We start from the raw sequence: 21,980 nt of genomic DNA, 5'->3' as shown, positions 1-21,980 counted from the left end.
AAGGAGTGAACCCTTATGGCGCCTAAAAAGGGTGAAAGTAAAGTTCTAGCGCAAAATAAAAAAGCATCACATGATTATTTTATCGAAGATACGTATGAAGCAGGGATGGTCTTAACCGGAACAGAGATCAAATCATTGCGCCGGGCAAGAGCGAATATCGGTGATGCGTTTTCCACGATTCGTAATGGCGAAGTGTTTTTACACAATATGCATATTAGCCCATTTGAAGAAGGTAACCGTGCCAATCCAACTGATCCGACACGTACTCGTAAACTGCTATTGCATAAAGGTCAGATCAGCAAGTTGATCGGTGCTTCTAAGCGAGATGGTTATACGATTGTTCCGCTTAAAATCTATATCCGTAACGGGTATGCGAAGCTCTTAATCGGTCTGGGTAAAGGTAAGAAACAGCATGATAAACGTGCGACAGCTGCCAAAAAAGATGCAGATCGCGATATTCAACGGGCATTACGGGATAACCAGAAAGTGTCTCGCTAATGTATAAAGTGCGTAATACTCATTTCTACCCATTTGTAGCGAGTTAGTTACAATATGAAGTGAGATGGGTAAATGGATAGTGAAGCTGGTGTAAATCAGTGACAATGTTCGTCTAGTCTGGCTTATAAAGCAGATAGAGAGCTAGAGGAATTACATGTTCATCCATGCTGAGAACAAAGCTTGTGCATATAGGCAACTGTTCAAAGATGCTGAAATGTGGTATACTCATAGTCTGTGGTCGTTGTATATTCTTTCAATAGAAACAGCATATTGCTGATACAGGCGACACTTTACAGTTCTTTCTTATGGAGGGAAAGACTGTTGCTGTATATTCGGATAACGAGACTCATGTGATCCGTTCTAATCCAGCACCCTTTTTATTAAGGGGGCGTTTATGGATTCGACGGGGGTAGTTCGAGCATGAGTAGCGGGTAGTGGGGACGCGTCCGCTTTATCAACGCTAAAGCCTATTAAACGGCAAACAACAAACTAACTACGCTTTCGCAGCTTAATAACCTGTGAGCGTGCTCTCCCCTCGCATCGCCCATGTGCCAGGACGAGGGCCCAACTAATAGTGGGCTACGCTGTCACATCTCCGCCTGAGGTGTGCTGAATAAGATAACCAGGCTGACCCAAAGGGAATCCGGTGACAGGGAGTTCCTAGGGTGACATCAAATCTGTCACTACACCCGTAGAAGCTTATGTAACGTTGCCTTCGGACAGGGGTTCGACTCCCCTCGCCTCCATACTGAAAACCCAGTCCCCACAAGGGCTGGGTTTTTTTATGTCTTAAAAAGTAGACAAATGTTAGACAAATGATATAAGTGAGCCGGTTATAGCTTTTTAAAGTAGACATTTTGTCTAACGATGGCCATTGTCATGTCTTTTAATTTCATGTTAACTTACATTCAGGTTAAAGACTCCTCTACGATTAGAATAACAATGAATGCAAAATATCAAGTTACTCTCACTATGGAATCATCAGCGAGCAAATGCATAATTACTAAGGATTCTAAAAGAAGCGAAAGCAGATGACTGTTCTATGTTACGGATCTGTTTTCGACTATTGAAAGAAAATGCGAAATAGAGGTGAAATATGGTCAAAATAAATCGCAATCGTAAGCTCAGTAAACATCCGAAGCGTGAGATGCAGACGACATTGATTGGCAGAAAAGAACTTGAATTATTGAAAAAAGCTAAGGGAATATTGTCTAATCCTGACGAAATTTGTACTTGTTCAGAGAGAAAGAAAAGAAGTAGAAGGTGGGTATAACCTGGCAAACGATTAGTATTAATGATCAAGTTGCAGATTTAAATAAGTTAAAACACATCATACAATCATCACAGGAAATAGGAACTTTAAAAATCATCAGAATTCTAATCTCGCCTATGGTGACTGTTCGACTTATGGCATTTCCTACAAAAGGGTTGCCATGTTAACTTACACTCAGGTTGAAGATTCCTCTAAGAGAGGTATAGAACAAGGTTCGACAAATTTAGTATTTACGAACATACCTTCTTATATTAGATTATTGATATCTCATAGACATTGAAAAGGGGAAGATCAATATGGTAATAACAAAAGGTATTCGAAAAACAAAGAATGGAAAATATCAAGTAACATTCGACCATGGAATAGTGGATGGAAAAAGGCATAAACCAACTAAGACGTATGATACATTTAAAGAAGCAGACGAGGCATTAAGAAATTTTCAATACAATAAACGAAATAACGTATTAGCAACTTCAAATAGCATGAGCGTAGTTGATATGCTGAATTACTGGATGAAGCATTATGTTAAAGATTATTGTGAAGAAACAACACGATACGGATACAATAATCTGATTTCCAAGCATATGACTCCTTACTTCAAGGATCTAAAATTAAGTGATCTTCGTCCAATGCATATACAGAATTACTATAGTTATTTGGTCAAAGAAAAAGCATTATCACCAAATACGGTTCATAAGCATCATGCTTGCATTCGAAGTGCTCTTAATTATGGAGTAAGTCAAGAGTTTACGCATCGTAATGCTGCAATTGCACTGACGTTGCCTAAGAAGAAGCATTTTGAAGGAAAAGCTTACAATGAGGAACAGATGGAAGAATTGTTAAAAAAAATAAATGGAACAAAACTTGAAGTTCCAGTTTACTTAGCGGGAAAACTTGGACTTCGAAGAGAAGAGATTAGCGGACTAAAGTGGAAAAACATCAATTTTGAAGAGCGTATAATAAATATTGTAGAGGTTAGAACCTCCGCAGGAAAAAATGTAATCACTAAAATACCAAAGACAAAGGAAAGCAAACGATCACTTTATATGCCAGATGATGTATTGGAAATATTGCTTAAACATCGAGCTAAGCAAGATTACTTCAAGAACTTATTAAAGAGTGAGTATGTAGATTCCGATTACGTTTATGCTAAAGACAATGGTGAACCATATCGTGTGAATTCCGTAACAGAACAATTCAATAAGTTCCTTCGAGTTAATGATTTACCAAAAATCAGATTGCATGATCTACGACATTCAACTGCATCCATTTTGTATGAAAATAAAATAGACCTCAAATCGATCTCAGAGATGTTAGGTCACTCTAATATATCGACTACCAGTAAAATCTATACACATCGCTTTGATACCACACATAAAGAAACAATTTTGGCATTAGACAGAGCTTTGAATAAGAAAAACTCCTGTACGGTTTAAAGACCATACAGGAGTTTTTCTTATGAGGCGATAATATGTTCCTCTATCCAAGTATCAAGTAATGCCCTAGAAATTCGAATCTGTTTACCAATTTTAATATGAGGCATGCCGTTTTTAATTAAGTCATACATGCCATTTCTTCCGATTCGCAGAAGATCCCTTGCTTCGTCAATTGTTAGAAGATCATAATTTTTTTCCATAGTACTTTACCTCTATTCTTTTGAATGATTAAGTTGTTCAATATAATCATTATAAGAAAAGCAAGAGGATCTGAGGGAGCTTAAGCGTTCTATGTGGTTTTAGATTTCATGGTTTAAAGTACAAAAGTATTTCTCCTTAGTTCTGTAAAAATGAATCAATCCTACATTTCGCCTCAGATCGATTGTTACGACACTGTAGGTAAGTTTTAAAAGCTATTAATCTGAAGGTTTATAAATAGGGTAATTTATAAGTAGCAGAAGCTCTCGTAGAACAATACCTTTCAGGAGGTTTTCAGCATTGGATAAAATGAATATGCAAATTCAACTGAATAAAAATCAAAATAAGGATAAGAGTATTCAAGATAAAAAGAAACAAACAGAATTCCAAGAAGCTTTAGAATTTGACCTTCATTTTCCTGATGGGATAGTTGCTATTCCTTCTACTCCCCACACTCCGAAAGTGAAGGTAAGAGCGATGCTTAACTACTGCAAATCCGTAGGAAAAAACCGGATGAACTTTCTGATGAAGAACGTGAACCTTTTCTGTATAGAGATTGATCAAATCCCCTTAAATCGATTATTTCGGTCATAGGGTCGTCTTTTCAAAAACTAATCAATCTGAGAGGTTCAAAAAAGTGGGAACGTGCATTTTCGGTATAGCAAAATAAAAACCTCCAGAAGTTACGCCAAATCTCTGGAGGTTTTTTGGCCTATCGTCGCTTCATTTGAAGCAAGAGGCGACCTTTTGTAGTCAGCTCGAAAGCAGAAGGAGAATGGAGGTCAATAGGAAGTTCAGAATCTCCGCCAGGAATCAAATTCTGTGGTGATGTTTCCTGAATAAAACCATTAGCTACGAGAGCATGGGTGCATTGCAGAAATACATTCGCATCCAACTTGAAAAGTCTCTCAAGTTTACTCTTGTTCTTCTCTTCCACAGCCTTGAATACGTGTGCCATAAAATCCTTGTTCAAAGTCAATAGTACAGCCTCCTTAGTGATGATGGTCTTACTTGTTCAATATAAGTCAGTTCTCTGATTTACTAACAGCGGTTGTGTTCTTAACGTATAATGATCCTCCTTATTTATGAATTTCCACTGCTCATATTGCAATATAAGTAGGAAATTGATTTTCTAACGGTAGCTTTGTAATCAATGTTGAAAATGGAGAATACATAAAGCTATTTCATTCGAGAAGATTGAGAGTATAGAAAATAAGAGGTACATTTGAAGGATAAGGTAGAAGGTATCGTTGTTTAACACTGTGCACGTTTTCGCACCACGTTTGAGTTTAGATCTGAGAGGAAAATACCCAATTTTTATCCAATAAACCTTAAAAACAAGGACGAGTTTACGTTAAATGTGCTGTTATTTATCCCGAAAAGAAGCCTTTTCGGAATATATCTGTAGACGAACATCTAAGAATTAGAACATATTTTTCAAAGAAGTGGATAGCGAATGTATCGCCAAGCAAGGAGAAACTTGGTAAACTTAAGAAAGAAGCCAAAATTATCAAGACAAATTTAATAACATGAGGTTCTTTATGAAAAAATGGTTGCTACAGATGTTGATGAATACTGCTGCAGGATTTCTTGGGAAAGTACTGGCTTCATTTGTATTAGCTACTCCTGTAGTTGCCGGGTTAGTGGAAGTAGTTAGCCAGGGCGAATTTAAATTCCCCAAATGGGCATGGGCGATTTCTCTTAGCTTAGTGCTGGTAGTATTATCAATATGGTTTATTGTAAAAAGAATGAGACTTATTAAGGGAATGAATAAAAGATATTCTCCTATTATAGGGATTGTTTCTTCAAGAGGATGGGAAGATCTGGGGTTGGAGGAATGGTCCAACGTCTTGTGGAGAGTAAGAATACCCAAAAAATTGCCCAGTAGAAGTTTTATAGATGTATCTCCAGAAAATAATTTAAGCAAAATAAATATTCAAAGCCCACCAATATGCCGGAATTGTAATACAGAATTAGAAGAGCGGAATACCTTTTGGGGGAAGTATAGTTGGTATTGTGTAGGTTGTGGTTATAAGCAACGAAGTAAACTGGATTTTTTTGAAGCTGCTAAAAAGGTTGAAAAACGTGTTGAAGGAAGGATTAGAAACGATCTTACTTAAGTAGCTTAATTGAAAAGTATATTTGCAAATCCACAGAAATCAGAAGAAAAGAAATGAAGCTACTCAGCTACATTTCTTTTCTTCTAATTGTTCTTTTTAATAAATCTAATTAACGGAGAGATATTATGCTTATTAAGTGGGCACAAATTTCAGGTATTTATCGTATGTACGATAATTATAATACAAGGGTATTGAGAGAGTCTTTAATCAGTTACCTATCAAACAGAAAAAACGATATCGACTATTTATTTATCACTGGGGATATAGTGGAAGGGGGAGAGAATTATGAAGAAAATGTTATACGCTTCTTAGATGATGTGATTGAAGCAGCAACTATAGAGAAGAGCAATGTCTTTATGATCCCTGGAAATCATGATATTAAAAGAAGTAAGATGAAAGAGCGTTTAGCAAAAAATATTATTGAAGCTTCAGATACTATGGATGAGATTAATTCTTTGGATGAAGAAACCTATAACTCTCTGATTTCAGGACAACAGTCGTATTTCGATTTTTATAAACTTTATATTGGCGAGGAGTATCCTGTAGATCAACTACATTTTGTAAAGGAGTGTGAAGGTTTCAATCTCATTCATATAAATACCTGTTTAGTTGCTGCAGCAGACAATGCAGAGGGAAATATCCTTATTGGATTGGAAAAGCTTTATGATGCTTTTAAGCAGATTGCCGATGATAGTAAAGTCAATATTGCAATAGGCCATCATAATGTAAGTTGTATTCATGAATCTGAAAAACAGAGTTTTTTAAATAGACTTTCGGATGCGAACATAGATCTTTACTTGAATGGACATGGACATAAAGCTTCATATCAACATAATACTAACAATGAGAACGAAACCTACTTTTTTAATTCAGGCTCAATGTTAGATGACAGTTATGCCGGTCTTGTGCCTATGTTTATGACAGGTGTAATAAATACAGAGCTTGCTTCTGGAAAAGTGATTTATCATAAATGGAATGAAGCAGGCGAGTATTGGCATCCTGATAATACAGTAGGAAGAAGAACGAGTGAAGGTCAGTATTCTTTTGAACTGAACCGTTTTAAAGAAAAAATAGAGCAATCTAAATGTCTACCTTTGATAGATGATGGTAACACTGTGAGAGAAAATGTAACTTTTGATTCAGTAAAGCTAAGGGGAATGTCAAGTATCTTCGAGCAATCAAGCCAAATAGTTCAAGGCTGGCTTGAAGAAGTAACCCCTTTTGTAGAAAATTCTTTTTATACTCAGGCAAATGAAATTTTACAGCAAAACCATTTTGTTATGATAGTGGGGAATCCACAATCGGGAAAAACTATAATAGCTCAAAAACTATGCCTTTCTATTAAAGATCAATATAAAGATTCTGTGGTAGTATCTGCAAGAATAGAGAATCATCCTATGAACTTTGATTATAAAGTAAAAAAAATATATTTTTTTGACGATATTTTCGGCGAACAAGATTTAGAAGAATTTAAAATTCAGAATCTTAGCAAAGATATCTTCTCTAATTTAAATAAAGTGATTAAAAACGGGGATTTTATTGTATGCACTTGCAGAAGACACATACTTACAAAATCTAAAAGTTCTCCGAAGTTACTTAGTGCTTTACGCAAATTCCCTTTATTATGGAACACAGAAAACCAAGTAATAATTGATGATTATTCAAAAATAGAGAGAGAGAAAATTCTTGCTTCTCACTTGAAGCATGGAGATATATCCTCGGAAATTAAAGAAAAAATAGAATTTTATCAAGAAGAAATAATAAAACAAGAATTATTCAATCCTGAATTAGTTAGAAGATTAACAGATAAGAATTATACAAAAAACGTAGAGATATCTATGAAGGGTATAAAAGATTTTCTGAAAAAACCAGTTCAATTTTTGGTTGAGATAATTGCTGAATTGAGTGCTTCGGATCAATCCACATTAGTATTAATTATGCTTAAAGATGGTAGGTTACCTTCTGTTATAACTGAAGATTATTTAGACGAAAAATTAAAAAAAGTTTTTAATGTTACTGCTCCTGAAATCAATTCTTCTTTGCAAAATATGAAAAACAGCTTAATTAAAAATTCCTATAATGAAGGTGATGTAATATGGCAACCATATCATCCTAGTATGAAAGAGGCTTTTGTTAAATACACGCAAAGTCATGAAACAATGATAGAACTATTTATTTCATTAGCCGACTTTAAAAATTTAATTAGTGAAACGACATTCTTAAATAAACAAAATAAGTTTTTAATTAAAGAAGATCTTTGGGAACTTTTTTCAAAAAGTTTATTTAGAGCTTTGTATAATAGCAGTTCTGAGCTCTATGAAAGTGATGATTTCTTGTATGACAATTATATATTTAAGAAGCAGAGATTAGTTCATTACTTTGTAGAAGAAGTTTGTGATAATTTTCTTTATTGGCTTAATAAAAAATATAGTGATATTCAAGAAATTTGGGAAGAGCTTATACTAGATGATGTTTTTCAGAATCAACTCCACACAATACGGACTTATGATTTTTTCTTGAAATTGAAAAAACTAAACTTGATTTCTAATGATGTTAATACAAGAGTTATAAACCGTGTAATGAATGTAGCTTATAACAACTTTGATTTGACCTTTTTAGAAGAAGGAAGTGTGCATGAAATATTGCAAGAGGTTGATTTAAATGAATTGATTAAATATTACATGGAAAATGGTTTGGAAATTGCAAGTGGAGCGTTAGACGACCTTGATCAAGAATTTGATAGGGAAGTAAATGATGTGGAGGATGAATTACAAGATCATTTTCGCTTATGGTTCCATTTTGTAGACCTTCTAAAAAAGGAATTCATTAATCAAGATAAAATAACGAATGACATCGAATTTCAATTTGATAGTCTTTTTAACGAAGCAGAAGAACTGCAAGACAAAATAAGATCCGACTGTGAAGAATGGAAAGAAGACATGAAAGAAGCAGAAGAATTTAAAGCTGAAAAAATAGCAGGACAGTTTAAAGAGTTGCTAGAAAATGCTCATATTCATGATGACATGAAATTATCTCAATCAGTCAATGAATTGATAACACTTATATTTAATGAGTATCATGGTAATCGTACTTTTGCTATAAACTTTATAAAAGTGATATTAGATTCACAAAGAATAGAGGATAATAAAATTCTTGTTGATAAAATTTTAAAAATTTTGAATGAACAAGAAAATTAAAATATTTTGTTTCAGTCAATGGGTTTCATATTTTATCAGCTTGACAATTACATTGTTTGAAAGAGGGCTATTCAAACAAATTACCTGGCTAATTAAAAGATGTGGGTAGAAACCTTTGGAGAATATCAAAGTACACATCTCTTGGTTGTTATTTCTAGATAGAGGGAAACATTCTTTTTTGTCGAATTATTAAATAACTAAATGAATAAGTAAAGAGGGATAATATGCATATCAAATGGGCACATCTTTCAGATATTCATCATATGTATGAAACATATAAAACAACTCTATTAAGAGATAAGCTTATTGAGTACTTGTCAAATAAGAAAAACGATGTTGACTATCTTTTTATTACTGGTGATATTGCTGATAAAGGTGGTCAGTATGGTATTGAAGTTATAAATTTCTTGGATGATGTCGTGAAAGCCATTGAAATCGAGAAAAAAGATTTATTTATGATTCCAGGTAATCACGATATAAATAGAAATCCAATGGCTGCACGATTGGCTAAAGGGATAATAGATTCTAAAGATGCTATGGAAGAAATTAATACGTTAGATGAAGACACCTATGAGGCTCTTATTTCCGTGCAAAAATCTTTTTTTGAATTTTATAAGACTTATGTAGGAGAAGAATACCCAGTAGACCAGTTGCACTTTGTGAAAAAATGTAAAGGGTTTAATGTAGTTCACATAAATACTTGCTTGGTTGCCGGAGCTGATGGTGCGGAAGGTAATATTCTCATCGGTCTTAATCGTTTATATAAGACTCTCAAGCAAATTCCTAATGATGGTGCAATTAATATCGCTCTAGGACATCACACGATCAATTGTATTCATAAAGCAGAAAAGGAGAGTTTGTTACATAGATTTTCTGATGGCCAAATAGACCTTTATTTGAATGGTCATGTTCATAAAGCTTCTTATCATCATGATTCTAATAATTATAATGATACCTATTTTTTCACTTCTGGTTCTATATTTGAAGATAGATACTCAGATCCATTGTTCATTACTGGAGTCATTGATACTGAGTTTGCTTCAGGAGAAGTGATTTACCACAGATGGAATAGTAAAGGAGAATTTTGGCATGCTGACAATACAATAGGAAGGAGAACAAACTCGGGAAGTTACTCTTTTGAAATTAATCGATTAAAAAAAAAGACTGACGAAGAATTCCAATCTTTAACTATTGATGTTGACGATTTCAAAGAGTTCTTAATCGATTTTCATACAACTTTAAGTTCTGCTGATTTACCTGATGATGCATTAGTTTCTAAAGATATTACTGAAAAGTTTGTTAATATGTCATGCTCTCCAACATTTAAACTTCAATTTGATAAATGGTCTATTTATTTTCCGATTATCAATAAAATTTTAAGCACTACTTCTTTTGTTGGAATCGATAAGAAATTTATAATCCCTAATGTGATTATCACTGAATATCAAAATGTACTTTATTCATATGAAAATGGAGATTTGATCCTTGTTCATATGATAGATAACTTATTTGATAAATACGCAGGTAAGGTTAGTTACTCTAAAGATCGATTGAAATCTTATCTACGAATCCTTATTTTTTGGAGTATTTACGAATGCGATATTTTCAATGAAGATAAGCGACAAAAGGATGTTGTTTAGATGAAATTTTTTTTGATGAATAAGTATCAAACCATAGAAGAGAACGTTCTTGTCACTTCAAAATTATTATATGAAATGTTAGATGAAGAAAAACATATTGATCAGCTTTTTTTGGAATTTGCTAAAAGTAGAAATATAACATTGAATTTAAATATCGAGAGAGTTCTTTATCTATCTCTTACGTTTCTTTATTCTTTTGATTTAATTGTTTTAAATAACAATCTTGTGATGAGGACAAAAAAATGATAATAAGACGATTAATTATATATAGTTATCAACTAGGCGAAATTTTAAAAGAGTATCGATTCAACGAATTTGGCCTTAATTTAATTTTAGGAGAAAAGAAAGGGCAAGGCAAAGGACAAGAGACTAATGGAGTTGGAAAAACTACTATGGTGGAATCACTTGATTATCTATTAGGTGGTTCATGTCCAAATGACTTTGTAGGCAAACCGGAACTGAGTAAAAGAGACATATTATTAATTCTTGAGATTTCATCTGGTGATCAGGATATATATCTAGCTCGATTGATAAATCAACCAGATGCAGGTTATATATTACCGAATAAAACAGTTAGTTTTGATTTAACTCAATGGATAGATAAAGATGACGATGGTTATAAGAAATATATTAATCATGTAGTTATGGGCTTGAATGAGAAGACTCCGTCTTTTTCTGCATTGAAGGAATACATTATTCGAGATGAAAAAGCAGGATTTTTGAATGTCGGTTTACCTAACAGAAAGGCTATGAATGAGGCGAGCAATCTTGCTTATCTATTTAATTTACCACATGACTTTGAAAAGGAAATATCAAACTATAAAAAGCAACATAGAGAACTTAATCAGAAATTAAGTATTATTAAATCATTTAAGGATGAAATAAGTGATTTAAAGATACGAGAAAAAAAACTTAATAAGGAAATCCAAGAATTAGACAACATTATTCAAAAGGTCAATATATCAAAAAAGCTTAGTAAAGATGCTGAAAATTATCAATTATCTAAATCCGAATATAATCAACTTCAAAATTCATTATTCGAGCTGCAACATATAAAAAAGCAATATCAAAGCAATATCCAAGACTTAAAGACGAAATTAGACGAGATAAAGCTACTAAATGACATACAGCCTTTTTACGAGCAATTAATTGGATTTTTCCCCGAGAAGGTTGAAAAAAACCAAGCAGACATTGAAAAATTTTATAATTTCATGGTTGAAAACAGGGGTAGGTATTTCTCTCATAAAATAAGTGAAATTGATTATGAAATTGATAAAAAACAAAAAAGAATCAATGAGTTAAATAAAACAATCCAGAGACAAACCAAATCATTTAGGAATACTGATATTATTGCTGATATTACAAAAATAAATGAAGATAAAAGCATCAAATTTGAAGAGCTAGCACAGATTAGAGTTAAAATCAGTATGGACCAAGAAAAAACCAATATTACAGCGGAAATCAATCGTATTAAACAAGAAATATTGAGACAGATAGAAATAAAGCTAGATATATTTAAAAGTTATGAAGAGAAGATTCTTAATCTTAAAGAAATATTTAATGAACTTGTTATAGAAGCTTATGGTGAAACGGGAATATTCGATATTGAATTAGTGAATGACACTTCTTTGAATGCCACCACTGGAAGAGTAAAAATAAATTGTACAATAGACGACGAAAAGTCTCATGGACGATTACACATGAAAATTAATATATTTGACTTAACATGGTTTTTGAACGGGCTGAATTATAGAGACAACCTAACATTTTTAATGCATGATGGTTCTTACTCGAAGCCTAATGGTGACGCAAAATTTAAGCTTTTGAAATATATAGATCTAGAGCTAAAAGCACGGGCAATGGGACAATATTTTGCGACCGTTAATGTAAATGAACTAGAAAATTCAGAACTTTCTGAATTGGATGATGCAAATTGTGTTGTGGCAAGACTTGTAAGGACAGATGATAATAAGGAACGATTTTTTGGATTTCGATATACAACATAAAATATAAAATACGGATTACTTCATCAGCCCTGACTTCCTAAAAGATCTAAAATTATAGCCTTAAAACTGGGAGTATGATAAAGAAAAAGACGAAACTAAGAGCGATAGAAAATAGTTTTAGTAATTTAGAGGAGTGATGCAACCTGGCTAGGTGGAAGTCGGAAATTTTCGAAGATAAGTTGCAGGATGTTATAGATATGTTGGAAAGTCCCATGGACTACAAGTGGAATGAGTCTATGATTTATGACTTAAGTATCTCCGAAGTAAAAGAAATGCAGAATGAAATTCATTCAATGATTCTGGAAAAAGAATCGGATTTAGACGATCTAGAGAACTCTCTGAGGACTTGGAAGCATAAAGCGGAACAGAAGGACTTCTATATCCAAGCTACTAAAGAGTTAGGTAGGCAAAACCTCACTTTAATGACATACTTGAATAAAGTTGATAAGGACAGAAGATACTCGCCTTTCTTTTCTCCGCAAGGGTATTGGAATTCAGCAAAAGACGGCATCGTTAAAATAACTACATTAACAACCGGTAGCAAGGATAGGTCGGGAAATACCCACCTTCAAAATTGTATTAATTGGACTAAGTCTTTAATTAATGAAGTTTCATCAGATAAAAACAACCATACTGAAGCAGAATCCGAAACAGCTTTATTCAAAGCGGTTCAATTTGATATACTTCCAATCCTTGAAGAGAAGTTAAAGGAATTAGAGGCGTTACAATTGAATTACCTGTTGTAAATAACGAATGAAAATTTGACATCTATACTTCGAATAACTGTACTAGAATAAAAAATGTCCGAGGAAATTCGAAAACTGGAAGAAATACCGTATAGCTAAGCAAACATTTATACTAATGAAGGTATTCTATTTTTCACTTGAAATTGAACATGAGTTTCGATTATAATGTAGTCGATTATTCAAACGAGAAGTGAGGGATTCAAAATGTGTTTATTTGATATGAATCCAATTATATATCGGTTTTTTATGAGTCAGCGGACCTTACGGTTCGCTGGCTTTTTTTTTAATGACTATAAGCAACGAAATTATTGAATGATTTAAAAGTCAGTAAAGGAGAGGTTATAAAATGGATAATAAGTTTAGAATTGAGGAAGTAGCTATCGTAAAAGGAGACAGAGGAGAACAACTTTTAGAACTCTATAGTGTTGTTCCTGAGGAATGGTTTCTTGAGAAGAAGTATGAGCATGTTTTTATAGAAGTAATTGAAACAATGATCAAGCAGCATGGTTTGAAATATGGAGTTGTGATGGGAGAAAATATAAAAAGAGAAAAAATGGAATATTTCGACTTTGATTTGGAAGTAACTTACTGTGAAATCTCACATTACGACTTTGATGGTGTAGTATTCACAATTTATCATGCTGTAGATCAAAATTATCCTTTGCAATTTCTTTACGTTTGCAACGACGAAATAAAAAAAATACTTAAGGAAGAATTACCACGTATTAATCATGCATCAGTAACCCTAAAATTTCGTAAATGTATCCTTCAACTTAACAGAATTAATCTATTTCATTGCAAGGATAGTCGCAAAATAAAGTAGGAGGAGAGCTATATGAGTTCTAACTACTACAGCCACCAAGATGTCGTTTCAAGGAACATCATCGATTTTATGCGGCAAGAGGGTTATTCAAGACTATCGTTATCAAAACTAACAGGAGTTCCAAGACCAATGATTGACGAACTACTGTTAGGTGTTGGAGTTGATATAAGTGAGTCAGTGTATAACACATATATGCTGCAAATAAACCAAGCATTTAACCTGCAGGAAGACTACTTTTTAACGTCCAAAGAAACGGTAACATCGCCCTCCTCTTTCATTGATAGTGAAGAAATTGTAGATAATGAAAAAAGTGAAGAAGTACAAGAGTTGCTTTTCGGATTAAAATGTATACTGGATATTTACTCTATGTATATAAAATGAAAAGCAGTTTAGAATTTGGACAATGAGAACCTTTAATTTGAAGAAACACTGTTTAAAAAGACAAAAATTCAAAATGAATGAACTGCCCTTTTATTTAAGGGCAGTTCATTTTAGATCATCCGCTTAGATAGTCGTTCAATACCTCTTCAAATTGTTCAAAGGTTTCAAGATGTTCTGCAACAAGCCATAATTCTTCAAATTCTTTGAACCCAAGTTGTAGCACATAGTAACGCCAAAGATGCATTTGCTGTTTTTGGGTCATTCTAAGCTTCGCGGTCAGTAGCTCACTGAGTTCACGATAACTCATTTTCTTAGGAGGCTGAATAGAGGCTGGGTTGTAGGATGAATTTGCTTGTTGCCCTGCTAACTCGACATGTTTATCAGAAGAGCCACTCTCTTCTCTTGGAAGCAAATCAAGTTCGGAATGAGGCAACTGCACCTGTTCTTGAAGAGCAGATCTGAGTTCATGTTTCTTATTCCATTTCTGTTTCAATGAATTGTATTCCTGCAGAAAAGTGTCCTGGTCCTTAGCTTCGGATGCAGGATCACTTAATGCAAGCTTTTCATTAAATGATAATGCAGTAGAGATGCTCATTCGGTAACCCTTTGATAATGCGAATGCACGATAAGGAAACTGCATTTCGTCAATAATCAAGCGGTGAACAGAGAAATCAATGCTCTCCTGCGTAGAATGAATGTAGTACAGACTTCGAGTATCTAAGGTGACGTTACTATTTTTTTGCCAGTAACCAAATATATCGAAAAGCTCAGTAGGATTATTGTTTATACCTGAGACGAATTTGTCCCAATGTTCGTCTTCTGCGGTTTTTACCGATAAATCAATTTCAGATTCCCACAGATGAATAACGTGATGATCCCAGTCTAGGCTAAGTTGCTGTTCTTCAATAAACCAAATCGTTTGTAACCCCTTATCTTTATAATACTGATTTCTCTTCTTAATTTGTTTGGTTAGTTTGCTGTCTCTTGAACGATCGACATTGGTTAAAATCGAAATGGCAAGCTCATTCTTATGATTCTTCAAAATGATATCCGGATAATAGCTCCATTTCTCTGTTGCTTTTACAATATAGCCAAACTCAACGTGAAGATCAGAGTGTAGCTTTTCTTGATTTTTGAGAACCTCATGAACGATACTTTTCATTGCGGAATGCTGCTTCGATTCTCGTGCTGTTTGATTTTTATACGTATTATAACTGTCGTTTAAAGCACAAGCATCTCCTGAAGAGTGAGCGAAGAAAATCCCGCGAATTTCACCAGCACGAATCAACATAGGAGATCCGCAGTGAGGGCATGTATAAGCTCCCTTGCCTGCTCTCTTCTTCAGCGTAAGGGTTTCTTGCTTACGATCTGAAGCTTTATTTATTTGGTCTTCTAAATCAAACAGCTTGCCTTCATAGAGAGCATGATACATACGCACACCTCGCTTGGTTGTTTTCTGTATTTTACCAAATAATATTGGTATTTGTGAATTGAAATTGAATTAAAGAGATACGTTGAAATATTTTATGATAGGTATATACAGGCGATGTAATGCTGCTCTTCAGGTGGAACATTGAGTCCCATATGAGTTTGGTAGAGGAGGGAAAGTCATGCGTAAACAAATCAAAGACGAAGAGAGCTGGGAGTTAGGGAAAAGCTGTGGAATGGTCAGAGCAATGCAAAAATTTATGGATCATTACTTTGGCCAATTAAATAAAAAATATTTCAAGATGCTGCAGGAGATAATTGACCTAGATCTTGTTGAAGAAATTAATGATGTGATATTTAAAACTAATCTTGAACGAGAGGATTTCGTATCAACGCTTAAACTTATTGAGCAAAAGCATATGGAACAAATGAGAAGAAATCGTGAGAACGTTTGAATAAAAACACAGCAATTGATAACAGAAGTAATTCTCTATGAAATTTTTATATATGGACGGGGGGCAGGCATATTGAAGTTTTTCATCTCGGATATACACGGTGAGATCGATGGCCTAGAAATGCTGCTAGGACATGCTGAGATTGATTTTACGAAGGATCAGCTTATCTTAGGCGGCGACTATATTAATCGCGGTAAAGACAGTGGGAAAGTTATCAGGCGAGTCAGAGAATTGACTGAGGCATACCCGAATAATGTAATAGCTCTGATCGGTAACCATGAGGAAATGATGTGGGAATATTTTAGAAAAGGGGATACGCTTTGGCACAGTCACGGAGGAAGGGAAACGTTGAAGGATTTTGAGAATTCATTTTCTGAATCCGAAATGGAAGAGTATATAGAGTGGGTACGCAATTTGCCGCTTGTTTATAAGGACGACATGTTTGTTTATACCCATGCTGGCTTAAATCCTTTTGAACCGATCGAGAAGCAGAGTAGAGAGATCCTGTGGATGTCGGAATTTGATTTTTATAGTATATCAAAGGATAGCCTTTTTAACTTGACTAAGAGCAAGCCCGTAGTCCATGGGCACACTCCTGTTGAAAGAATCTATTATGATGGGACCAGGCTCAATTGTGATTTGGGATCAAACACATATGTGATTGAAGAAGAACGTGGGCTAGGCTTAGTGAATCTGACTGAAATGACTTATCTCGTCTATCGCCAATCACAAAAGAAAGTAGAGAAGCGAGAGATCATACGTTTTTAAATAGCGAAAGAGACTTCATAGGAGGATATAAAATGTCGGATTATCAAAAAGTGAATTATCGAGATGCCATCTTAAAGTCTGTTAAAGAGATTGTAAGAAGAACAGGAAAAAATGAGTTCAAAATAAAGAAGTCGTTGATTTTATGTTGAGTGAGAAAGCCAGCTATAACGAATCAACTATTCGAACACATATCGGATCGAGGTGCTGTGTGAATGCAAATGCTAATCATGCTGTGACGTATAATGATTATGAACGAATTAGGCATGGCACGTATCAACTATACGAACCAACATTGATAGAAACGAAAAACATTCACTATAATCAGTGGTCAAATGGAATGTCTAAAATATTTGCTGGTATAATTCGAATTTTCCAGCTCTTTGTGCAGAAGTTCTTATAAACTTCATAAGTTTTTAATAACAATTGTGAAATAGGTATGAGGACTTACATATGAATAATGAGAAAACTATAGACTTCCACTTGAATTTAAGAAGTTAATAAAATTAGAAGCATGTTCTTATAAGTAGATGAAGGGTATGCAGTTTTAATGCTGTTTAAACGTAAACAATATCGAAGAAGTCTTAAAACCTTAAAAGGAATTGTATTGAAAATTCTTTTAAAATACAATGGATTATTTAATGCACATCAGTGACCTACAAGGTATTGGCTTAACCAATGAATTGGCTATTGCCGAGTTAATAGGATTATGTTCAGGGGCATTAGATAGACCGGTGCAAGAGAGCATGGTCGTGCTTGGAAACATGACTGTAGGCGGTACACTGGCGAAGCTTGATGAATTTGCCAATACACTTCAGGTCTGTGTGGATGCAGGTGCAAAGAAAGTTTTGATACCGGCCTCGTCAGTAGTCGACTTTCAGACCGTGCCACCTGATTTGCTCATAAAGGTACAACCTGTATTTTACTCGGATCCGACCGATGCAGTATTTAAGGCTTTAGGAGCAGGGTGATCTTAAAGGAGATAACTTGGTTTTAACGCTCCGAAATCGGCTAAAAGTAGAGTTGTCGGGCCTTCAGAAGGTGGGTTTTCGGACATAAAATCAATATGTAAGCCGAATGCTTATCAGCTTCTACTTCTCGAATATTTTAAAGCTAAAGAACAGTTGAAAAAGAAGTAATGAAAAATAATAAAAAGTACCGTAGATTTTGTCCATTTCGGGCAATTCTCCGGTACTTTTTTTATAAAACATAAGAAATTAGCATAGTTGCTCTCTAATTTTAGTATTTTGCAATGAAATCCAATAATGATTGTGCTACGAGGTCCTGAAGTCGGAAATGCGGGAAATTTTCTTCACAGTGCGAAGTAAACATACCATAAATATCCTCATTCATTTTGATGCTTTTTACAGAGAATGGAGAGTTTTTCGAGTAGATCCTCGGATCTAAATGTAATATTGATTTATCGTTACTATTTGCAATTAATTCTCGTAGTTCTTCTATATTCTCCTTTAGAAAATTCAGCTCCTCAGAATTCAATTCATTTTGCTTTTTTTCAGGAGCACTAAACGGATCTCGCAAGAATTTATAGTAGCAGTTATCACGCTTTATAAAAACATAATCTCCAGCCTGCATTTCTTTGGTAAAGGTACTATAATTGACCCCAACCTTTTTAGCGACATCTTCTAAGCTTAATGACTGAAGTAATTTATTCACCTCCTCAGCTCGCTTATCGTATTGCATGGTAAAGAAAGATTCTTTGTTCATCATTACCGCCCCTTTCTATCTTTATGATGATAGTATTATAGATTCTCGTAGCTTTATTATTCTAAGAACATGCTTCGTTACTGTCGTAATAATTTAAAAATTAATAAATAGGAAAGTCTATACGCAGCTTATAGACTTTTTTGTTTTTAAATAAAGATTCAGCTCTGAAAGTTGTGTCAACCTGCTTATGATCCGACTAGGTTCAACAAATTCTCGCCCTTCATCTAATCGGACTGCTCATAAAATGAAAGGGACAAGAAGATGAAAGGGGAGTATACACAATAATGAAACCTAAAGTAAGAGTAAAGTCAGCTGTAGGAAAGAGGGTTGAAACACTTAAAGAGGAAGGTGAAAAAGGAATAAAGCTCAGGGATAGGTCATACCGGATTTTGAAAGAGGAGGAACATCGATTCAAAAGAAATCAAGAAAGTAAGTATGTTAAAGCAACTCCAGAAGATAAGTTTAAGATCCGAAATCAAGTGATATTATCCGGGAAAATTGATCTATTCAAGAAAGCACAACTACCTTCTTACCGCTACATGCCTGTTCAGACAAAGCAACGGCTTGTAGAGGTAGCGAATCAATCCAATATGTTTGAGCTGGTATTCGAGAATCTCAAAAAATTTCAGATCGATAGAGTGTTTGCTTGCGAGTTGATTAAAGGGAATAGAGCATGGATTTCTCAAAGCAAGGACACCGGAATTTATCGTTATTTTACAATGTATCCGGACTCACGTTCTTTCGGATTCAGCATCTTCGATCTTATTGAGATCATAGACGGAGTAAACGGATTTCAATACGCCGTAGACAAATTAGCACAAGTATTAAATCTCAACGATTTAAAAGACGAATGGGTCGAAGCTCAAAAAAATAAGTACAACAACAATTTAAAATTTCTTGATCAAGAAATTTTAATCCAGAAACTTTACCCTGAAATGTATTATTATCTTCGCAATCATATTGAAATACTGAAGTTCATGAATCAACATGGACATGATCACGTAAATCGACTTTTCATGCAGAATCATAAAGATATCTTTTATGTATCTACCACTTATATTGCAGAAATGAAAATGGGAGTCCAGAGCAAGCAACCTATAGTAAGTAGAGCGATTAACTTATTTGCATTATTAGGGTTGGTAGAGAAAGTGCCACATCATGCTTTATCAAAAGAATTACTTTCGATTGCTAAAGCTATACAAGGTAATAATACAAAGACTCGTCTTATAACGTTTTTTCAAATTCCGTCTTATGAGAAAGCAGAAACGTTGAAGTATGCAGAAGTTATGGCAAAAAAACTTAAAAATATTGGTATACTTAGTGAGCGAAGCATTAACAAAAAAAGTGTATCAAAATTTTTTGGTATGAAGGTTTTTAATAGTATCTACTTTTCAAGATTTATTGATGAAGAAAGAGGATCTCTCTCAAGAACCAGATTGTAGTCATACGGATGATGAAATTCCATTCTAAGCCTTTTTGTTAGATGAATTTGAATTGGAGCACTATACAAGATGTATAGTGCTCTTTATCTTTCACAGGATACCTAAGTTGAAATAAGAAACTCATTTAGCAGTAGATTGCTGTAGAGTCGTAGTAACATCGTCGAATGAATAAGAAGATATGCTTACAATCTACAAGGAGATTGCTATTTCTTTTACGCAAAAGCGAAAGCGAATTGAAACCTTAAAAACTTAAGAAGATTGCTTACTATCTTTAGTTTGATGATACAAGTTAAATGCAAAAAAGGATTCTACAACTACAGACGAAAGGGGATTTTGAAACAGTCTTTTATAGTAACTTATCTATGCAGGTAAAGCTAAAGCTCCGAGAGTATAAAAATTATGCTTTATATTGATGCAAAAAAACAAAAACTCTACGGAGTAAAATAAAGATTCGAACATTTAGGTCTTATAAAAAACAGATGTTTTAAAATACAGATCAATTAAAGTCTCTCCACATAAAGACGATTATGATAATTAACTATAAAAGTGCTTTTCTTATCGACGGTCTCCTCTTAGAAGGAAATTACGTTGTATATCAGCTAAGCACTCTTTTTGGTGCTTGTAGATAAAAGGTAATGAACTAAATAAGAGAGGTAAACGAGGTGAAAGTTTTTAAATGATAAGCTTTACATAAATAAAATGCATCAAGAAGAAAAGGTGTTTTATTTAACAGCAAGCAAAGTGCATATGCAAAACACCTTAAAACGACTTAACACGATGCGTTTTTAGCCGAAAACTCCTGTCCGTTTTTGCTCGACATTTGCTCGACAAGTCTACCAACACAGCATAAATAACGCTAAAATTAAATAACATGAAATAACAGATAGGTGACTTATAATCCGCATCACATAAGGGATTTAGGCATTATAAGCGACGTTTTAACACAAGATAAAAAGATGAAGACAAGAGTTCGACTCCCCTCGCCTCCATTGAAGTAGTACACACAGCTAGAAAACAAAAAGACACTGCCAAATTAGGCTGGTGTCTTTTTGTTTCTTACTCTCTTAAAAATGTTATTTCTAGTAAAAAATCATAAAAATATAAAAGGGGGTTCATAAAAGAATAACTTCTAAGAAAAATAAAATCCTTTAAATTATGCTAGTATTTAAAATTAGGAGGGTTTATTTGATGAATGAACGGACTAGAGTACAGAATCCATTGACTATTATAGCTATATTTGCAGGTATAGCTGAGATTGCTGGAACTACAGTTTTATTAGGATTGCCACTAGAAATTCAAAAAATATTTGTTTGGTTTGTAATTATCTTTCCATTTTTATTGGTAGGGGCATTTTTTACTGTTTTACTTTTTAAGCATCGGGTTCTTTATGCTCCAAGCGACTTTTCTAACGAAGAGCATTTTATCGCTTTGCTTCAAGAACGTTACACAGCTAAACAAGCAATTGCAGAAACAAATGATATAGTTGATGAACTTAAAGAATTGACAAAAAGTCACGCTTCAAATAGCGAAGTATTAGATGTTGTTAGAAAAAGATTAGTGGAGATAGAAGGTGAACTTGAAAATACAACACTTATGTATGAAAATGATAAAAATATAAATTTTAATTATGATAATAAATTTAATAATTTGCAACATACCATATCAATGAAATTAAATTTATTAATGTATGAGAAAATCAATGAGTTATTGAAAGCTCATTATCCTGAAGGAAAAACATTTAGTGAAATCAAAAATCATTTCGTTGGTAAGGTAGATAATAATATTATTATTAATACTTTAGAGAATATGATGAAAAATAGAGATATCATCAAACATTCAAATGAGAA

General features: G+C 33.9%; 20 protein-coding genes, 1 other RNA gene and 1 pseudogene. 18 read left to right on the top strand and 4 right to left on the bottom strand.

Annotation, left to right across the window (positions count from 1 at the left end; translation table 11 throughout):
- The first annotated feature begins 15 nt into the window (after nt 1-15).
- From smpB to PaeCFBP13512_RS19720, 3 genes are all read left to right on the top strand, one after another.
- Nucleotides 16-498 carry an SsrA-binding protein SmpB gene (gene smpB / locus PaeCFBP13512_RS19730; RefSeq protein ID WP_069325810.1) on the top strand — a complete coding sequence of 161 codons (483 nt, stop codon included), beginning with the start codon at nt 16-18 and terminating at the stop codon, nt 496-498.
- Between the two features lie 384 nt (nt 499-882).
- Nucleotides 883-1,247: a transfer-messenger RNA gene (gene ssrA, locus PaeCFBP13512_RS19725) on the top strand.
- A gap of 820 nt (nt 1,248-2,067) precedes the next feature.
- Complete coding sequence (locus PaeCFBP13512_RS19720) at nt 2,068-3,207, top strand: site-specific integrase (protein WP_137225543.1); 1,140 nt, start codon at nt 2,068-2,070, stop codon at nt 3,205-3,207.
- A 20-nt stretch (nt 3,208-3,227) separates the two neighbouring features.
- Here the strand turns inward: PaeCFBP13512_RS19720 and PaeCFBP13512_RS19715 are convergent, their stop codons facing one another.
- Entirely contained in the window at nt 3,228-3,407 is a 180-nt protein-coding gene (locus PaeCFBP13512_RS19715) for a helix-turn-helix domain-containing protein (protein ID WP_137225541.1), read from the bottom strand.
- Nucleotides 3,408-3,705: 298 nt separating this feature from the next.
- On the opposite strand from PaeCFBP13512_RS19715, the gene PaeCFBP13512_RS19710 reads away from it, so the two are divergent.
- Nucleotides 3,706-3,999, top strand: coding sequence for a hypothetical protein (locus PaeCFBP13512_RS19710; protein WP_137225539.1), 294 nt, complete (start codon nt 3,706-3,708; stop codon nt 3,997-3,999).
- A 118-nt stretch (nt 4,000-4,117) separates the two neighbouring features.
- Here the strand turns inward: PaeCFBP13512_RS19710 and PaeCFBP13512_RS19705 are convergent, their stop codons facing one another.
- On the bottom strand, nt 4,118-4,384 hold the full coding sequence (locus PaeCFBP13512_RS19705; RefSeq protein ID WP_137225537.1) for a hypothetical protein: 267 nt from the start codon (nt 4,382-4,384) through the stop codon (nt 4,118-4,120).
- A 562-nt stretch (nt 4,385-4,946) separates the two neighbouring features.
- On the opposite strand from PaeCFBP13512_RS19705, the gene PaeCFBP13512_RS19700 reads away from it, so the two are divergent.
- From PaeCFBP13512_RS19700 to PaeCFBP13512_RS19665, 8 genes are all read left to right on the top strand, one after another.
- On the top strand, nt 4,947-5,525 hold the full coding sequence (locus PaeCFBP13512_RS19700; RefSeq protein ID WP_137225535.1) for a hypothetical protein: 579 nt from the start codon (nt 4,947-4,949) through the stop codon (nt 5,523-5,525).
- Nucleotides 5,526-5,650: 125 nt separating this feature from the next.
- A complete protein-coding gene (locus PaeCFBP13512_RS19695) occupies nt 5,651-8,722 on the top strand; it encodes a metallophosphoesterase family protein (RefSeq protein ID WP_137225533.1) in 3,072 nt (1,023 codons plus the stop codon).
- Between the two features lie 224 nt (nt 8,723-8,946).
- Entirely contained in the window at nt 8,947-10,362 is a 1,416-nt protein-coding gene (locus PaeCFBP13512_RS19690) for a metallophosphoesterase family protein (protein WP_137225531.1), read from the top strand.
- Entirely contained in the window at nt 10,363-10,608 is a 246-nt protein-coding gene (locus PaeCFBP13512_RS19685; RefSeq protein WP_137225529.1) for a hypothetical protein, read from the top strand.
- A complete protein-coding gene (locus PaeCFBP13512_RS19680) occupies nt 10,605-12,368 on the top strand; it encodes a DUF2326 domain-containing protein (RefSeq protein WP_137225527.1) in 1,764 nt (587 codons plus the stop codon). Before PaeCFBP13512_RS19685 ends, PaeCFBP13512_RS19680 begins: the two co-directional genes overlap by 4 nt.
- A gap of 197 nt (nt 12,369-12,565) precedes the next feature.
- Complete coding sequence (locus PaeCFBP13512_RS19675) at nt 12,566-13,114, top strand: hypothetical protein (RefSeq protein WP_137225525.1); 549 nt, start codon at nt 12,566-12,568, stop codon at nt 13,112-13,114.
- A 346-nt stretch (nt 13,115-13,460) separates the two neighbouring features.
- A complete protein-coding gene (locus PaeCFBP13512_RS19670) occupies nt 13,461-13,937 on the top strand; it encodes a hypothetical protein (protein WP_137225523.1) in 477 nt (158 codons plus the stop codon).
- A 12-nt stretch (nt 13,938-13,949) separates the two neighbouring features.
- On the top strand, nt 13,950-14,318 hold the full coding sequence (locus tag PaeCFBP13512_RS19665; RefSeq protein ID WP_137225521.1) for a hypothetical protein: 369 nt from the start codon (nt 13,950-13,952) through the stop codon (nt 14,316-14,318).
- Between the two features lie 115 nt (nt 14,319-14,433).
- On the opposite strand, the gene PaeCFBP13512_RS19660 is transcribed toward PaeCFBP13512_RS19665, so the two are convergent.
- The gene (locus tag PaeCFBP13512_RS19660; protein ID WP_137225519.1) at nt 14,434-15,750 is read right to left on the bottom strand and encodes a competence protein CoiA family protein; all 1,317 of its coding nucleotides are present in this window, start codon (nt 15,748-15,750) and stop codon (nt 14,434-14,436) included.
- A 178-nt stretch (nt 15,751-15,928) separates the two neighbouring features.
- Between PaeCFBP13512_RS19660 and PaeCFBP13512_RS19655 the strand changes: the two genes are divergently transcribed.
- The 4 genes and pseudogenes from PaeCFBP13512_RS19655 (at nt 15,929) to PaeCFBP13512_RS19645 (ending at nt 17,937) form a co-directional block, all read left to right on the top strand.
- Nucleotides 15,929-16,201 (top strand): hypothetical protein, encoded by a 273-nt coding sequence (locus PaeCFBP13512_RS19655; RefSeq protein ID WP_137225517.1) that lies wholly within the window; start codon nt 15,929-15,931, stop codon nt 16,199-16,201.
- A 72-nt stretch (nt 16,202-16,273) separates the two neighbouring features.
- Nucleotides 16,274-16,969, top strand: a complete 696-nt coding sequence (locus PaeCFBP13512_RS19650; RefSeq protein ID WP_137225515.1) for a metallophosphoesterase family protein — start codon at nt 16,274-16,276, stop codon at nt 16,967-16,969.
- A gap of 130 nt (nt 16,970-17,099) precedes the next feature.
- A pseudogene (locus PaeCFBP13512_RS23660) lies at nt 17,100-17,369 on the top strand (DUF7669 domain-containing protein); the annotation flags it as partial.
- Between the two features lie 226 nt (nt 17,370-17,595).
- On the top strand, nt 17,596-17,937 hold the full coding sequence (locus PaeCFBP13512_RS19645) for a hypothetical protein (protein WP_241669440.1): 342 nt from the start codon (nt 17,596-17,598) through the stop codon (nt 17,935-17,937).
- A gap of 268 nt (nt 17,938-18,205) precedes the next feature.
- On the opposite strand, the gene PaeCFBP13512_RS19640 is transcribed toward PaeCFBP13512_RS19645, so the two are convergent.
- Entirely contained in the window at nt 18,206-18,691 is a 486-nt protein-coding gene (locus tag PaeCFBP13512_RS19640) for a hypothetical protein (RefSeq protein WP_137225513.1), read from the bottom strand.
- Between the two features lie 284 nt (nt 18,692-18,975).
- Here PaeCFBP13512_RS19640 and PaeCFBP13512_RS19635 point away from each other — a divergent pair, with 284 nt between their 5' ends.
- Together PaeCFBP13512_RS19635 and PaeCFBP13512_RS19630 are read left to right on the top strand one after the other, a co-directional pair.
- The gene (locus PaeCFBP13512_RS19635) at nt 18,976-20,133 is read left to right on the top strand and encodes a hypothetical protein (protein ID WP_137225511.1); all 1,158 of its coding nucleotides are present in this window, start codon (nt 18,976-18,978) and stop codon (nt 20,131-20,133) included.
- A 1,188-nt stretch (nt 20,134-21,321) separates the two neighbouring features.
- A partial coding sequence (locus PaeCFBP13512_RS19630) for a hypothetical protein (RefSeq protein WP_206665612.1) occupies nt 21,322-21,980 on the top strand: 659 nt, incomplete at its 3' end.

This window comes from Paenibacillus sp. CFBP13512, from assembly GCF_005233705.1.
GTDB classification, from domain to species: Bacteria; Bacillota; Bacilli; order Paenibacillales; family Paenibacillaceae; genus Saccharibacillus; species Saccharibacillus nuruki.
This window is presented reverse-complemented; position numbering and strand designations above follow the sequence as displayed.

Coding starts and splice junctions, on each gene's coding strand:
- PaeCFBP13512_RS19715 (WP_137225541.1), bottom strand. CDS start 3,407: ATGGAAAAAAATTATGATCTTCTAACAATTGACGAAGCAAGGGATCTT.
- PaeCFBP13512_RS19685 (WP_137225529.1), top strand. CDS start 10,363: ATGAAATTTTTTTTGATGAATAAGTATCAAACCATAGAAGAGAACGTT.
- PaeCFBP13512_RS19680 (WP_137225527.1), top strand. CDS start 10,605: ATGATAATAAGACGATTAATTATATATAGTTATCAACTAGGCGAAATT.
- PaeCFBP13512_RS19655 (WP_137225517.1), top strand. CDS start 15,929: ATGCGTAAACAAATCAAAGACGAAGAGAGCTGGGAGTTAGGGAAAAGC.
- PaeCFBP13512_RS19690 (WP_137225531.1), top strand. CDS start 8,947: ATGCATATCAAATGGGCACATCTTTCAGATATTCATCATATGTATGAA.
- PaeCFBP13512_RS19635 (WP_137225511.1), top strand. CDS start 18,976: ATGAAACCTAAAGTAAGAGTAAAGTCAGCTGTAGGAAAGAGGGTTGAA.
- PaeCFBP13512_RS19675 (WP_137225525.1), top strand. CDS start 12,566: ATGTTGGAAAGTCCCATGGACTACAAGTGGAATGAGTCTATGATTTAT.
- PaeCFBP13512_RS19660 (WP_137225519.1), bottom strand. CDS start 15,750: ATGTATCATGCTCTCTATGAAGGCAAGCTGTTTGATTTAGAAGACCAA.
- smpB (WP_069325810.1), top strand. CDS start 16: ATGGCGCCTAAAAAGGGTGAAAGTAAAGTTCTAGCGCAAAATAAAAAA.
- PaeCFBP13512_RS19720 (WP_137225543.1), top strand. CDS start 2,068: ATGGTAATAACAAAAGGTATTCGAAAAACAAAGAATGGAAAATATCAA.
- PaeCFBP13512_RS19695 (WP_137225533.1), top strand. CDS start 5,651: ATGCTTATTAAGTGGGCACAAATTTCAGGTATTTATCGTATGTACGAT.
- PaeCFBP13512_RS19640 (WP_137225513.1), bottom strand. CDS start 18,691: ATGAACAAAGAATCTTTCTTTACCATGCAATACGATAAGCGAGCTGAG.
- PaeCFBP13512_RS19700 (WP_137225535.1), top strand. CDS start 4,947: ATGAAAAAATGGTTGCTACAGATGTTGATGAATACTGCTGCAGGATTT.
- PaeCFBP13512_RS19670 (WP_137225523.1), top strand. CDS start 13,461: ATGGATAATAAGTTTAGAATTGAGGAAGTAGCTATCGTAAAAGGAGAC.
- PaeCFBP13512_RS19665 (WP_137225521.1), top strand. CDS start 13,950: ATGAGTTCTAACTACTACAGCCACCAAGATGTCGTTTCAAGGAACATC.
- PaeCFBP13512_RS19645 (WP_241669440.1), top strand. CDS start 17,596: ATGGATTATTTAATGCACATCAGTGACCTACAAGGTATTGGCTTAACC.